Origin of the sequence: Xanthocytophaga agilis, from assembly GCF_030068605.1 — a bacterium.
GTDB classification, from domain to species: Bacteria; Bacteroidota; Bacteroidia; order Cytophagales; family 172606-1; genus Xanthocytophaga; species Xanthocytophaga agilis.
The window spans coordinates 88,034-103,577 of sequence record NZ_JASJOU010000010.1 but is presented as its reverse complement, the minus strand read 5'-3'; the positions used below and the strand labels follow the sequence as shown (position 1 = coordinate 103,577).

Genomic DNA, 15,544 nt, shown 5'->3' with positions numbered 1-15,544 from the left:
CAGAATTCGTAATGCAAAATGAAGGGTTTTATTCAACTGTTTTTTAAGAAGCTAACCTTTGAGTATCAAAGTTATACTAGCAAAAAGAAAAACCTCTGCAAAGGTACAACTCTTGCAGAGGTTTATATAGCAAATGTCAGAAAATCATTTATCTGGTCATGTCAGCTATGTAACGCCTGCTCGATATCTCCAATAATGTCTGAAATATGTTCCAGACCTACGGAAATTCGAATCAGACCGTCATCAATACCAACAGCGGCACGTTCTTCGGGCTTTAATTTGGAATGAGTAGTGATAGCTGGACTGGTAGCAATACTACGTGTATCACCCAGATTGGAGCTGAATGAAACCAACTTCAGTGAGTTTAGTACTGATTTCGCCTTTGCCAGTCCACCTTTTACAATAAAACTTACCATAGGTCCACCTAGCCGCATTTGTTTCTTTGCTAGCTCATATTGTGGATAGGATGGTAAAAACGGGTATATTACTTTCTCAATGTCAGGTTGTTTTTCCAGCCATTCTGCCAGCTGAAGCGCATTCCGGCAATGTTGTTCCATTCGAACTGCCAGCGTTTCCAGACTTTTGGAAAGAGTCCAGGCATTCAAAGGTGATAGAGAGGGGCCAGTATGACGAGCAAAGAAACGGATTTCTTTGATCAGCTCTTTTTTACCTACAATTGCACCTGCCAGCACACGTCCCTGACCTTCCATAAATTTGGTAGCGGAATGTGTTACAAGATGGGCGCCATACTTGATTGGATTCTGTAAATAAGGTGTTGCAAAGCAGTTATCTACATTCAGAATAATGCCATGTTTATTTGCCAGCGCACCTAACCATTCCAAATCAATCATATCCAGCGAAGGATTGGAAGGAGTTTCAACAAAGATCATCTTTGTGTTAGGCTGGATTAATCCTTCCCAGGTTTCAGGCTTGTCTATATCTGCATAGGTATGTGTAATACCCCAGCGAGGAAAGATCTGAGTCAGAATCTGATGTGTAGATCCGAATAATGAACGGGAAGCCAGTATGTGATCACCGCTACTTACCAGGGCCGCCATACTTGTAAACATAGCCGCCATCCCTGTCGCCGTAGCAATACCATCCTCTGCACCCTCTAACGCACATAGTTTGTCAATAAATTCACTCGTATTGGGATTTGAAAAACGAGTATAAATATTTCCGGGAATCTCATCTGCAAACAAAGCGCTGGCCTGATCTGCATCTTCAAATGTAAAACTAGACGTTAAAAATAAGGGAGTAGAATGTTCCCGGAATGGAGTCTGTTCCGCACGTACGCGAACGGCATTGGTTTCAAACTGGCTGCTCTTTTTTTTCATGTATTTCGGAGTGCGTTTTATAGAAACGCAAATGTAGTATGAACTCTAGTATATTTACTTAGTAAAACAGGGAATTTATTGCTTTACAATCTTAAAATCATAAGTAATACGAGCTGTTTTCTCCAAGGTTTTGGCAACAGAACAATATTTTTCCATAGACAAGTCAACTGCCTTACGTACTTTGTCTTCGTCCAGATTACCTGTAAGCGTAAAATGTACATGGATATCCTGAAACAAAGAAGGCTCTACATTAGGCTCACGTTCCCCATCTACAGTTACACGGATATCTTCCAGTTCCTGACGTTGTTTCTTCAAAATTCCTACAATATCAATGGTGCTGCATCCTCCAAGGCCAGCTAAAAGCAATTGCATAGGACGAAAACCTTTATTTTCACCACCTACAGCAGGAGAGCCATCTATCTGGATAGTAGCCCCATCTTCATTAACAGCCTCCAGATGAACAGCCTTATTTTTACGTTGCAGTTCTATTTTCATGAGTATAGATAAAATAAGATCACTTTTGTTTTTAGAATCAGGTTTTACCAAATCTGTATTCTAAATTACAAAACAACACTAACTATGTAAAAAACAATAACAAACCCTGGTAAAAAGTTCCTGAATATATAACTGTATGGCTAAATTGGTTTTTATCCGGAAACTTTTTTCCACAACATTTCCTTTCTACATTTGTACTAATCCTCTAAGGATTTGTGAATAAAAAATAGTGTTATTTTCAATAAGATAATTGTTTTATGAAAGAGATTACCGTAACCGAATTCAAAGACCTACAGGATAAGGGCGAAGACTACCAACTGATAGATGTTCGTGAACCTTATGAGTTTGACATTGCCAATATATGTGGAGAATTGATTCCTCAAGGACAAATCCCAGATAATGTAGATAAAATCAGCCGGGATAAAAAAGTGATTATACACTGTCGTAGCGGTGCCCGTAGTGGACGGATTGTGCAATACCTGGAACAACAACACGGATTTGATAATCTATACAATCTGAAAGGTGGTATTCTGGCATGGTCTGCAGAAATTGACCCAAGTGTACCACAATATTAAATCACGAACAGAGTTATCAGTTATAAATGCATTTTTATCCAATGCTTGTAACTGATAACTTCTGCATTACATCTCCTTTGTCTACTAGATTGACATATGAAAAAAAGCCTCGTATTAACATTTGCATGTATTCTTACATCTGTATTGTGCTATGCACAGAAAGGACCTGATGCTGTAGTCGGCACATGGTTTACAGGAAAAGGAAGAGTACAGATTTACAAACAAGGTGACAAATATTTTGGAAAAATTGTCTGGCTAGCAGAACCTAATGACACAGAAGGCAAGCCTAAGGCAGACAAAAAAAATCCGGATGAAAAAAAACGTACTCAACCTATACTGGGATTGATAAACTTACGGGATTTTACGTATGATGAGGATAATGTGTGGGAAGATGGTAGAATCTACAATCCGGAAGAAGGAAAAGATTATAGCTGTAAAATGACTTTAAAAGATCCCGATACATTAGAAGTTCGGGGATTTGTAGGCATTTCGCTAATTGGCAAAACAGTTGTCTGGAAGCGGGTAAAATAAGTATTCGGATTATCCAGGTAAGAGAATACTTCATGTAGTACATCAGTCCCATCATTTTCATCAGAATAAATGTTCAGTATGGAATGGGTATTAAGCGTTTTACTTGGTTTTGGATTAAGTGCTGCAACGGGATTTCGAATCTTCGTTCCTTTCTTTGTTGCAGGCATTGCAGGATATAATCATTGGCTTACCCTCCCGGAAGGCATTGCATGGATAGGTACCTTGTCTGCTATCATACTCTTTGGTACGGCAACCCTTATCGAAATACTGGGCTATTATATTCCATGGTTTGATCATCTGCTGGATGTAATTGCTACACCTGCTTCTACCATTGCAGGTACTCTGGTCATGAGTAGCTTTGTGACAGACATTGATCCTCTGCTCAAATGGACACTGGCTATTATAGCAGGTGGTGGTACAGCTACACTAATAAGTGGAGGCACAGCGGCACTACGTATTGCCTCTACTACAGTTACTGGCGGTGCAGGCAACTCACTTGTAGCAACAGGAGAGATAGGAGGGGCGGCAGTGATATCGCTACTAGCGATTTTCATCCCTGTTATCACAGCCATCGTTGTTAGTATCCTCCTTATCATTTCCATTCGCTTTATTGTTCGCAAAATCAAAAGCAGACGACTAGCCAAAACATCAATTAAGAATGTTTGAAGATATATACAATTTATATAATCTGTCTGAGAAGAAAGGCTATGATGATCTTACTCTGAGTCAAACGGAAAAGCGTTTAGCCCATTCCCTTCCACTTGTATTGAAACAGTATTATTCTCAATTGGGATTGTATAGTGAACTCAATACTGTATTCAACCAGTTGGCGTCTCCTGAACAACTGGACTTGTCTGATTCTGATTATATGATCTTCTATGAAGAGAATCAGGGAGTAGTACTTTGGGCAATTGCCAGTTCGGATCTGACCCTGGATGACCCTCCAGTATATGGAAGTTATGACAATGGCAATACATGGGTACTGGACGCGTCCAGCCTGAGTAACTTCTTTGTCTCAATGGCATACCTTCAGGCTGTCATGGGCGGATTGCCTTATACGTCCAATACTATGCAGCCAGATAAGAATGAAATCCGGTTAGTAAAAGAATATATTACTAACTGGTATGAAATTAAAGGTAAAAATCACTGGTATAACCAAATTTTTACACGGGATGGCAAGCAGGTATTTTTTATTATGACGGATGCGGAAAGCCAGTGGCAGGGAATCTTTCTGGCCTGTCAACAAGAAGAAGAATTTGAGCAGATACTGGATACTCTATCTATAGATTGGTCATACATAAGTGATGAAGATAAGGATGATTGGGATGAAGAATAACTTTACCCATTTATAGTCTGTTGGTAACTGTTTTCGCTGCCAGCCAGCCACTTGTCCATGCATGTTGGAAATTAAATCCACCCGTAATACCATCAATATCCAGAATCTCTCCGGCAAAAAATAAATTGGGTATGATCCGGCTTTCCATAGTTGTCGGATCAACCTCTGCCAACTTTACTCCTCCACAGGTTACAAACTCTTCTTTAAACGTAGTTTTCCCATTTACGGGATATTCATCATTTGTTAGTACCTTGATTAAGCGGTTTTGTTCCTTGGATGGTAAATCGGTCCAGCGAAGATCTTCTGTAATGCCTGCTCTGTCAATTAAGAACTGCCAGAGACGTTGGGGTAATCGGAAAAGGGTCGCATTCTGAATTTTCTGAGTAGGTGAAGAAAAACGAATCTTCTGAATCTCTGCCCGAATCATTTCTTCATTCATTTCAGGTACCCAGTGAACAAGACCTGTAAACTGATACCCTTTCTCTGATAAAACCCGTGCACCCCAGGACGATAAGCGTAATACTGCAGGACCACTCATACCCCAGTGTGTAATCAGTAACGGCGCAGATTCTACAAGTTTGGAGCCTGCAACTTTTACTGTTGCCAATGGTAAAGAAATACCCATTAATTCAGTAATAGGATTTTTAGGTATATTAAATGTAAAAAGTGACGGTACAGGAGATTCAATACTATGTCCTAATTGAGTAATCCAATCAAATTGTTCTTTCTTTGGAAACCCACCACAGGCAATACAAGTAAAGTCAGCATCTATTTTCTGACCTTTATCAGATGTAATTTCAAATCCTGTGTCCAGTTTTGTAATGGAGTGAACATTCCATTGAGAATGTATCTTCACTTCATACTTTCTGGCTTCCTCTAAAAAGCAGTCAATAATAGTCTGAGATGAATCTGTGGCAGGAAACATGCGTCCATCTGCCTCTGCTTTCAATGATACTTCTCTTTCATCAAACCAGTTAACAGTATCTATTGTAGAAAAGTGAGAGAATGCTTTTTTTAGAAAATTCTGGCCACGCGGATAATTTTTCAACAGATCACTAACTGACTGACAGTTATGGGTGACATTACATCTTCCTCCTCCCGAAACTTTTACTTTGGAAAGCAGTTTGGGAGTTTTTTCGAGAATAACAACAGTAAGTTCAGGGCTAAGGCGCGCAGCATTGATCGCACAAAAAAAACCAGCGGCACCGCCTCCTATCACTACAAAAGTTTTTGACACGTACAGGCAATTTTTTGAGCCTGCCAAGATACTATTTTTTATTCAGCATTCTGTGCGTAATAATCAGTGTTTTTCCATTGTCTGCGTTCCATTTCTTCTTGGGTCGCCATTAGTTCTTCCATATTCTGACGCATCTCTTCTTCCTGACTACGCATAATCTCTGCCTGTTGTTTTGTTTCTTCCAATAGCTTTTGTGTTTTTGCATTTAGCTTGGCCGCAGATAAAGTAGACGCAATATTTTCTCCCAGCTTTTCAATAAAAGCTCTTTCATGCAACGTAATTTCCTGAAAAGAGGCTAGTTCAATGACTCCTTCTATAGCATCATTTACTTTCAATGGTACAATAAGCAGACAGGTAGGACGTGCTGTACCAAGGCCAGAAGAAATATGTATGTAGTCATTTGGAAGATCTGTCAGATAGATAGAATCACCTTCCTGGTAACATTGTCCAACCAAACCCTCTCCAATCAAAATCTGTTTGGTAAGATATTTTTTCCGGTTATACGCATAGCAGGCAGCTAGTTCCAGTACAGGCTCCTGGGTATCCTCTTTCTGCACAATAAATAAGCCTCCCTGATTGGCATTTATATACTTAACAAGATTAGAAATAATCAATGTAGATAATTCTTTGAAATCATTTGTACTACGTAGTATATCGGCAAACTTGGCCAATCCTTCTGTAGTCCAGTTTCTTTTCCTATCTTCCTCTGCTGCAAGCTGCAGTTTATCCCGCATAAATAATAAAGCATTGCCAAGAGCATCTTTTTCACTAACAGGAGTGAAAGATGTATTAAATTTCCCTTCACCAACTGCCAACGCAAAAGAAACTGCATTTCTAAGATTGTCTTTCAGCTGATTACCTGCCTGCACAATCACATTCATATCTCCTTTCACCTCTGCTATACTTTCTGCAATCTCGCCCTTTGCAAGACTCTGAATTTGGTAGGTAGTCTGCTCAATAGCACTGCTCGCTTTTTGAGAAGCATAATAGCCTATGATAATTGCCAGAACTACAATGATTGCACACAGGCTGGCAATGGTAGAGTTAGTAGCATTGATACTCTGGAGAATGTCAGCTACTTCTTTGCCTAGCTGTTCCTGCTGGTGTTGGCTCAGAATAGTCAGTTCACGTTCTATTTTTGAATAATAATTACTAATCTGAGGGACCAGGACGGCTAAACGAGCTGTACCAATCTGTTGTAGAGCTATACTTGTTGAATCCGTCATGTCCAGCTTTTGAAGCTGCAATGTAATAGAATTTTCCTCTTCCTGAGTAGTATGATATCCCTTTATCCAGGCAGAAATACTATCTACTTTAAGTTGTTCATCAGTAGGAAGTACAGGTTTTAATTGTACCAGTTTCGCCAATTCAGGATTTATCCGATCTTTCCATATCTGCTGGCGCTGATCCACATACTTTTGATCTTTTGTCAGGATAAATGTAAGCTGAGCCGTTGCCGCTGCTTCTATATTACTGAGTACATTGGCTGCACTTAAAGCAACAGGCAAACGCACTTCAATAGTCATCTGACTAACGTCTTCTGTCTTCTTGTTTTGCCTATAGACAAAACCTGCAAAAACAACAAAAACGGTCAGAAAGCTGGCACTCAAAGTGACAACTCTACCTTGTGTAGTGTGTATACTGAATTTTCTTAGTATATGAGTGAAATTCATGTACCTGATAAATAGCAGATTGGAAAAATAGGAATGGGAGTATTAGTGAATACAAAAGAAACAAAACCCAAACTCAAATATTTTTCTAATCTGCTGAAAATCAGTTATAAGTATCTTTTTCGCTCTTTTCATACAACTAGTATACTTTTCCAATAAAAAATACTAAGCAACTTGTATAATTCGCTGTTAGATAAAAAGCTTTATCTTCTTGTAGAATTGCTAATTAATTAATAAAACACTCTATATGAGTCAGTTACTCTCATGTGCTGAAAGAATATCTTAGAATATTTCTTAGTTGGTTTTACCTGTTAGTGACATGTAATTTCTTATTCATTTTGACAGGTTTTCCTTCTTGTCGCTGAATAGCTGGAATGGGAGGTACTATTTATATATATCACTTGGTATAGTCCATAAAAACGAAAGGTAGATCTCTGTAGTGAAATCTACCCTTCCGTAAAATTACTAATATAAACCCATTTAATCTCTCTTTCTGTTACCCATCTGATCCGTTTTGGGTTTCATTTTATTTATCTCAAACTCAACCCTTCTATTAATACTTCGATCGTCTTCAGTCTTTTCTTCTATCAATGGCTGACTACTTCCATAGCCAATGGCTTCTATTCGTCCAGGATCTATTTTCCCTTTGTCTACAATATATTTCTTAATCGAATCTGCTCGACGCTGTGATAGTTTCAGGTTATCGGACTGTTTTCCTTGTGAGTCTGTATGTCCGGAGATACGCAAGCTGAAATTTGGATGATCGGCCATAAACTTAACCAGCTTATTCAGGTCGTTATACATTTCAGGAATGATCTTGGCGCTTCCTGCTTCAAATTCCAGAGATGCAAAAGCCCATTTCTTCAAACTAATGGCAGGAGTTTCGATATAGATAGAGGTGTCTCCTACCAGTTTAAACTGTCGTTCTACCCGGAAAAAATCATCTCCTGTTACAATTACCAGGTATTCGTGATCCTGAATCAGATCAAAATCATAGCTACCATCGGGACGCAGATATTTGGGGGCAATTTCTATACTCTTGGTTAAATCGATAACCGATACAATACCTGTAAATGGATTCTTGGAAATAGAGTCTATTACAGCTCCCTGAAGATGCACAGTCGCTTTAGGCTGTGCTTCCATAGGTAATGGAAACGAATTAAGATCCAGATTCTGAATATCTGTTTCCTCAGAACGTGCATAATACAAATTCTTAGACTCCATATCTATTGTAAAATAGTATTCACTCCCTTTGCCATTTACCAAGGGCCCTACATTAACCGGTTCCTGCCACATACCTCTGGAATTATAGGTTTTATAGATATCAAAGCTGCCAAAGTTAGGGATATGTCCACCTTCAGAACTAAAGTACAGAACATTGTGATTGGGGTGATAAAACGGACTTACTTCATTTCTGCGGGTGTTGATAGTAGGTCCCATATTTTGGGCAGGTGCCCATGCTCCTCCCTTTAATCTATAGGTGAAGTACAAATCAGATCCGCCAAATCCACCTAATCTGTCAGAGGCGAAATAAAGAGTGTCCTCAGAACGGGATAAAGAAGGTTGAGAATCCCAGGAACGACTGTTTACTCTAGGCCCCAGATTTTGTATTTTACCCCAGGTGCTGTCAGGTTGTAGTTCTGCCATATAGATATCGCAATCTCCTAGACCCCCCGGAGCCTCACAACGGCAGAAGTACAGTTTTCTACCATTTCTGGTTAGTACAGCTGAGCCTTCATTGTAAGCAGTGTTTATATTATCAAGTGGTTGAGCTGGTTCCCAATAACCATCAACATTACGCGCATAATAAATATCCTCATTTTGCACTGTTACGTTTCTGATTCCCATCTTCTTAGTATTTCGTTTTGACGTAAAAAAGATGAATTTATTATCCGGACTTAATGTAGGCCCATAGTCGGCTTTAGGAGAATTAATCTCTATACCCATGTCTATCAGGACACCTACAGGAGGCAGCAAAGTATCTACAGATTTGCGGAACTCAACCAGTTCGTAATAATATTCCAGTGGGACATAATAATCTTTCTCAGTACTGGTAAGTGAGTCATAGTGCTGTTCAAGCACTTTAATATCTCCTCGGTGATGCTTTAATACAAGTCTGTATAAAAACTTAGCCTGACCTATATCTTTTGCTTGTTCAGACATACGTCCCAAACGCCAGACAAGGTACATATCCCGCAAGAAATTATCCATTCCAAAGTTCTGGACATATTCTTTCAATAAGGGATATGCTTTTTCCCATTCTTTATCTCTCTCCAGTTTTTCGATTTCGTCCAACTTTTTAGCATCATAATAGCGGAAGTTCGGACGCAAATCCTTAAATTGAAATGCTTCCATGGCAGCCGCCTGTTGCTCAGCTGTGGATGAATGACGTGGTCGCCTGATACCTCCTTCAACCTTTTTGTATTGACACATTGCAGGTATCACCATATAAAGCGATAGGATGCAAACGATATAATTAAGTAAATAAATCTTCCCTCGCATAGCTGGTTAAAATATTTATTAGGGCAGAAAACACGAAAGATAATTGTTTGTTACATAATAGTGGTGTTCTCAACATCGTAATCAACTGGCACATAGTTTTCCGAATGTAATATTAGATAAAAAAATGAAGAAACTGGTAAGTGAATCAGTCAATATGTCAGTTGTTTCTTTTTGATGCCATATTCGTAAGAATGGCGAGGTTTTTGGGCATATATAAAATCGCAGACAAAAATGCGACCGGACGATTAAAGTAATTAAAGATAATGTTATAGAAGTTAGAGTATTTTTTATTTTTTTCATCCCGGATTTTTTCATTCAAAACAGTAAATGTATTCAATGAGGTATAATAATAATCCTTATGAAAATTTGATAGTAGCCGACATTGCAGATGATGATGCAGTGGAGATGATTCCGCTATTATCTCCTGATGAAGACGAAGATTTTGAGAAATTTAAGGTTCCGGAACAACTTCCTATTCTTCCTGTTAAAAATACGGTTTTATTTCCAGGAGTAGTGATCCCGATTACAGTGGGAAGGCAGAAATCTATCAGGCTGGTGAAACGTGCTTATAAAGGCACCCGGGTAATAGGTGTTGTGGCTCAATCTAATTCCAATAAGGAAGAACCCACCTATGAAGATTTATACAAGACAGGTACTGTTGCACATATAATCAAAATGCTTGTATTACCTGATGGTAATACAACTATTATTATACAAGGTAAGCGGCGCTTTGAGATGGTGGAACCCATACAACAGGATCCTTATCTGACTGCAAAGATCAATCTGTTGCCTGATAATTTCCCTGCTACTACCAATAAGGAAGTGAAGGCTATGGTTAAGTCATTGAAAGAGGCTGCAGGAAAGATTCTTAACCTTCGACCTGAAATTCCAAGAGAAGCACAGATTGCCATTGAAAATATTGAAAGCCCTAGCTTTCTGACTAACTTTCTATCCTCTAATCTTGATGCCGAAGTATCTGATAAGCAAAAGATTCTGGAGGTAAGTGAAGGTATGCAACGGGCTGAGTTGCTTCTTCAGTTTATGCAGAAAGATATTCAGTTGCTGGAATTAAAACATGAAATACAAAGCAAAGTACATTCAGATCTTGACCAACAACAACGGGACTATTTTCTCCGTCAACAGATAAAGGTATTACAGGATGAACTTGGATACGACAGTACGGAAAAAGAAATTGAAGAACTAAGAGCCAAGGGATTAAAAAAGAAATGGCCTGCAGCTGTTGGTAAACACTTTGCTAAGGAACTGGATAAAATAACCCGCATTAATCCACAGGCAGCTGAGTATCCGGTTGCGATGAACTATGTAGAACTGCTGGTAGATCTTCCCTGGTCTGAATATACCAAGGATAGCTTCGATTTGGCCAAAGCCCGTAAAATACTGGATGCAGATCACTATGGACTGGATAAGATCAAAGATCGTATTATTGAATATCTGGCAGTATTGAAGCTAACTCAGAGTCTGCGCGGACCAATTCTGTGTCTGTATGGCCCTCCAGGGGTTGGAAAGACATCTTTAGGCCGTTCTATTGCCAAGGCACTTGGACGTCACTATGTCAGAATGTCATTAGGAGGAGTACATGATGAGGCTGAAATTCGTGGACATCGTAAGACCTATGTTGGAGCAATGCCTGGCAAAGTGATTCAAAATATCCGCAAAGGTAAATCAGATAATCCTGTATTTATTCTTGATGAGATAGATAAAGTAGGCTCTGACTTCAGAGGAGACCCTTCCTCTGCATTGCTGGAAGTATTGGATCCTGAGCAGAATTCTACATTTATGGATAACTATCTGGAGGTAGAATACGATTTATCCAAAGTATTATTCATTGCAACCGCCAATTCATTGGAAACTATTCAGCCTGCGTTGCGTGATAGAATGGAAATTATCGAACTGACAGGATATACACTGGAAGAAAAACTACAGATTGCCAAAAAACACCTGATTCCTAAGCAACGCAAAGAACATGGATTGTCTCCCAAGGATGTAACCTTTGATGACAAGGCTATTATCAAGATCATTGATGACTATACGCGTGAATCAGGGGTTCGTTCACTGGAAAGACAGATCGGAACCGTAATGCGTAAGGTTGCAAAATCTGTAGCAATGGAAGAAGCGTATGAGAAAAAGATCTCGTCTGCTTTTATTACAAAGGCTTTAGGAGCAGAAATATTTGATAAAGAAATTTATCAGGATAACAGTGTGGCAGGTGTAGTAACAGGTCTGGCCTGGACACAGGTAGGCGGAGAAATCTTGTTTGTAGAATCCAGCCTGAGCCGTGGACGCGGACGTTTGACTCTGTCAGGGCAATTGGGAGATGTGATGAAAGAATCTGCTTCTGCTGCATTATCCTATTTACGGGCTCATGCAGATACACTGCAACTTGATTATCGTATATTTGATCAGTTTGATCTGCATATTCACATTCCTGCAGGTGCAGTCCCTAAAGATGGCCCTTCTGCCGGAATCACGATGTTCACCTCACTAGCCTCTGTATACACTCAACGCAAAGTGAAAGACAAGTTGGCCATGACAGGTGAAATCACACTGCGAGGACGGGTATTGCCTGTAGGAGGTATTAAGGAAAAGATTCTTGCAGCGAAACGGGCAGGTATTGTAGAAATTATCATGAGTGAGAAAAATCGTAGAGATATTGAAGATATCAACCCAAAATATATCGAAGGATTAAAGATACATTATGTAAACACGGTAGATGAAGTGCTACAATATGCTTTATTGCCTGAGAAAGTAGCCAATGCAATTGATCTCTCAGTACATGATATAAAAGAAAAAGAAACTGTAAATCAGAATCAGAACGTTCTTACAGTCTAGGTCTGATTTGCTATGAATATCAGGTTCAGATATATTATCTGAACCTTTTTTATTTCTGAGTCGCCAGACATCAAAATACTGTTATTTTTGCTCAATAGACTATTCGTGTTATTCATGGTGAAATTTTATGGATGTATTCTGCTGGTTTTATACGCCTGTATTGGAAAAGCTCAATCTCTGGGAGGGCATAACGGATTTGCATTTCTGAGTCAACCTTCCAATGCAACAATAGCCTCTTCAGGTGGTATTAATATCAGCAATGCAGACTTCGATGTCAATCGCCAGTTTTCCAATCCTGCCTTATTAAATAAAGAGATGGATAAGCATTTATCTGTAAGCTATATCCCTTTTTTTGGGCAAATACATGCTTTCTCATCAGCCTATGCAGATCAATTTCGGGGAAAACGTTTTGGTGTGGGAATACACTACATGAACTATGGCACCATGGAAGAAACTGACGCTTCCGGTAATGTGACAGGTACTTTTCAAGCCAGCGACTATGCAGTTTCCTTATCTCATGCGCATACAGAAGGAGCCTATACGTTAGGGGTTACTGTAAAATTTTCAGGCTCTGCAATTGCCAATTACAGTAGCTATGGAGTTGCAATGGATTTGGGAGGAGTATGGAAACATCCCAAGAAAGACTGGACTATTGGTCTGGTTATAAAGAATGCCGGACTTACGCTAAAAAAATATACTCCAGAAGCCAGTCAGCAGGTGATGCCGTTTGATGTACAAATAGGCACTACCTTTAAACCAGAATTTATGCCTTTTCGATTTTTTATCACTGCCCACCATCTGCATCAACCGGATATTGCCTATAACGACCCAATACTAAATACTTCCCTGGATGCGAATGGAAATGTTGTTACCAAGAAGATAAGCTTTGCTGACAAAGTGGCACGGCATATCACTCTAGGCACAGAATTGGTGCTTGCTAAAGCTTTTTACATACGCTTGGGATATAACCATCTGGTGCATCAGGAAATGCGGTTGTTTGATGGTGCATTCAATGCCGGATTTTCGTTTGGCTTTCAACTGAAGCTAAAACCATTACATATAGGATATGCACGGTTTTATCAACAGGCCGCAGGAGGAGTTAGCTACATTACTTTAACAGCCAACCTCGGTGGATTAATTAAGAGAAAGGAAGTTAAGTAGGTAATTAAAATGCTCCATACAATGAAAAACATTCTTATTCGTCTTTTAGTTAACAGACGATATTCCTGATCAGGAACAGTTATATATAGTAAACTCATTTTTAATTCTTAATTGAATGAATTATCTCACTCCCAGACAAATAGTTGCTGAACTAGACAAATATATTGTAGGGCAACATGATGCAAAACGGAATGTAGCGATTGCTTTACGTAACCGTTGGCGGCGAATGAATGCTCCGGAATCAATTCAACAAGATATCATCCCTAATAATATTCTGATGATAGGTGCCACCGGTGTAGGAAAGACAGAAATTGCCCGACGCCTGGCTAAGGTAGCAGATGCTCCATTTACAAAAGTAGAAGCCTCTAAATTTACGGAAGTAGGCTATGTAGGCCGGGACGTGGAAAGTATGGTGCGTGATCTGGTTGAACAATCAGTACAGATGGTGAAGGCACGAAAAAAAGAAGATGTAAAGGGCCGGGCTTCTCAAATGGTTGAGGACATTATTCTGGATGCACTGATTCCTCCGATGAAACAGCCTTCTTTTGGATTCTCAGGCAATACCAATGATGAACCCAAATCTGATCATGAGCTAAACGAAAGAACCCGTCAGAATTTTCGGGATAAGTTACAACGTGGAGAACTGGATGACCGTAAGATCGAGATTGATGTACAGCAAGCCGGAGCTCAAATTGGTATGGTGGGACCTGGCATGGATGACATGACAATGATGAATCTGCAAGAGATGTTGTCAGGCATGATGCCTAAAAAAGCAAAAAAACGAAAAGTCACTATTGCAGAAGCGAGAAAGATTTTACTGGAAGAAGAATCTGCCAAGTTGATTGATATGGATGAAGTAAAGGAAGAAGCTATCCGGAAAGCAGAGAATGTAGGTATTATATTTATTGATGAAATAGATAAGATTGCATCTTCCAGTCGGGGTAGCGGTGGACCGGATGTAAGCCGTGAGGGTGTGCAGCGAGATCTGCTCCCTATTGTAGAGGGGAGTGCGGTCAACACCAAGTACGGATTAATCAATACTGACCATATTTTATTTATTGCTGCAGGAGCCTTTCATGTCTCCAAGCCTTCAGATCTGATTCCTGAGTTACAAGGTCGGTTCCCAATTCGGGTAGAATTACAAAGCTTAACCAAAGATGATTTCTACCATATTCTAAAAGAGCCTAAAAATGCATTGACCAAACAGTACGAGGCAATGTTGGCAGCAGAAAGTGTTGAACTCACGTTTCAGGATGATGCATTGATGCAAATCGCAGAAATTGCATTTCGTATCAACTCAGAAGTTGAGAATATTGGCGCGAGACGTCTGCATACAGTAATGAGTCACTTACTAAACGAATTCCTTTTTGACATACCAGATGTAATTGGAGCTAATGCAAAGATTGTGGTAAATGCACAATTAGTGGATGAAAGGCTTTCCGGTCTGGTGAAAAACAGAGACTTAAGTCAGTATATTTTATAATGTAGCTTTGCATAAGAACTGGACAGATGTACTATTCAGTTAGCATATTGATAAATTTTGCCGATATAACTAACTGACATCTGAAAAAACGCATAAGCTCTTTTGCTAAAAGTACTTATTGATTTAATACACAAATTTTATCATACAAAAGCCTCTCTTATTCAGGAGAGGCTTTTGTATTTTCGGGATTTTGTACACTTTCACCAAATAGTGTAAAGGCTTAAAACAATGCCAGGTTACATATAAGAAAAATGTATTTTACCCTGTGTTTATCTACTATAGAATACCCTTACTATCATTTCTTTACGAATGTCTCACTTGTAGGATTTCCCCCTAAATGTTATCAAACTCCAGTGCCGTATCCTGT

12 protein-coding genes are annotated in these 15,544 nt (G+C 39.4%); 7 read left to right on the top strand and 5 right to left on the bottom strand.

Annotated features, from left to right (window positions below):
* Nucleotides 1-161: 161 nt before the first annotated feature.
* Together QNI22_RS25175 and QNI22_RS25170 are read right to left on the bottom strand one after the other, a co-directional pair.
* Nucleotides 162-1,337, bottom strand: a complete 1,176-nt coding sequence (locus tag QNI22_RS25175; RefSeq protein WP_314514843.1) for a trans-sulfuration enzyme family protein — start codon at nt 1,335-1,337, stop codon at nt 162-164.
* Nucleotides 1,338-1,412: 75 nt separating this feature from the next.
* Nucleotides 1,413-1,832 (bottom strand): OsmC family protein, encoded by a 420-nt coding sequence (locus tag QNI22_RS25170; protein WP_314514842.1) that lies wholly within the window; start codon nt 1,830-1,832, stop codon nt 1,413-1,415.
* Nucleotides 1,833-2,089: 257 nt separating this feature from the next.
* Between QNI22_RS25170 and QNI22_RS25165 the strand changes: the two genes are divergently transcribed.
* The 4 genes from QNI22_RS25165 (at nt 2,090) to QNI22_RS25150 (ending at nt 4,274) form a co-directional block, all read left to right on the top strand.
* Nucleotides 2,090-2,407, top strand: a complete 318-nt coding sequence (locus QNI22_RS25165) for a rhodanese-like domain-containing protein (protein ID WP_314514840.1) — start codon at nt 2,090-2,092, stop codon at nt 2,405-2,407.
* Nucleotides 2,408-2,503: 96 nt separating this feature from the next.
* Nucleotides 2,504-2,938 carry a DUF2147 domain-containing protein gene (locus tag QNI22_RS25160; protein ID WP_314514839.1) on the top strand — a complete coding sequence of 145 codons (435 nt, stop codon included), beginning with the start codon at nt 2,504-2,506 and terminating at the stop codon, nt 2,936-2,938.
* A gap of 78 nt (nt 2,939-3,016) precedes the next feature.
* Nucleotides 3,017-3,604: a DUF4126 domain-containing protein gene (locus tag QNI22_RS25155; RefSeq protein ID WP_314514836.1), complete on the top strand. Its 588-nt coding sequence runs from the start codon at nt 3,017-3,019 to the stop codon at nt 3,602-3,604.
* Nucleotides 3,597-4,274, top strand: a complete 678-nt coding sequence (locus QNI22_RS25150) for a hypothetical protein (RefSeq protein WP_314514833.1) — start codon at nt 3,597-3,599, stop codon at nt 4,272-4,274. Before QNI22_RS25155 ends, QNI22_RS25150 begins: the two co-directional genes overlap by 8 nt.
* 10 nt (nt 4,275-4,284) lie before the next feature.
* Here the strand turns inward: QNI22_RS25150 and QNI22_RS25145 are convergent, their stop codons facing one another.
* From QNI22_RS25145 to QNI22_RS25135, 3 genes are all read right to left on the bottom strand, one after another.
* Nucleotides 4,285-5,511 (bottom strand): BaiN/RdsA family NAD(P)/FAD-dependent oxidoreductase, encoded by a 1,227-nt coding sequence (locus QNI22_RS25145; protein ID WP_314514832.1) that lies wholly within the window; start codon nt 5,509-5,511, stop codon nt 4,285-4,287.
* Between the two features lie 38 nt (nt 5,512-5,549).
* Complete coding sequence (locus QNI22_RS25140) at nt 5,550-7,184, bottom strand: GAF domain-containing protein (protein WP_314514830.1); 1,635 nt, start codon at nt 7,182-7,184, stop codon at nt 5,550-5,552.
* 477 nt (nt 7,185-7,661) lie between these two features.
* Nucleotides 7,662-9,629, bottom strand: coding sequence for an OmpA family protein (locus QNI22_RS25135; RefSeq protein WP_314514829.1), 1,968 nt, complete (start codon nt 9,627-9,629; stop codon nt 7,662-7,664).
* Nucleotides 9,630-10,019: 390 nt separating this feature from the next.
* Between QNI22_RS25135 and lon the strand changes: the two genes are divergently transcribed.
* The 3 genes from lon (at nt 10,020) to hslU (ending at nt 15,177) form a co-directional block, all read left to right on the top strand.
* Nucleotides 10,020-12,533, top strand: coding sequence for an endopeptidase La (gene lon, locus QNI22_RS25130; protein WP_314514828.1), 2,514 nt, complete (start codon nt 10,020-10,022; stop codon nt 12,531-12,533).
* Between the two features lie 114 nt (nt 12,534-12,647).
* Nucleotides 12,648-13,694, top strand: coding sequence for a type IX secretion system protein PorQ (gene porQ, locus QNI22_RS25125; RefSeq protein WP_314514824.1), 1,047 nt, complete (start codon nt 12,648-12,650; stop codon nt 13,692-13,694).
* 115 nt (nt 13,695-13,809) lie between these two features.
* Nucleotides 13,810-15,177, top strand: coding sequence for an ATP-dependent protease ATPase subunit HslU (gene hslU / locus QNI22_RS25120; RefSeq protein ID WP_313999758.1), 1,368 nt, complete (start codon nt 13,810-13,812; stop codon nt 15,175-15,177).
* The last annotated feature ends 367 nt before the right edge of the window (nt 15,178-15,544 follow it).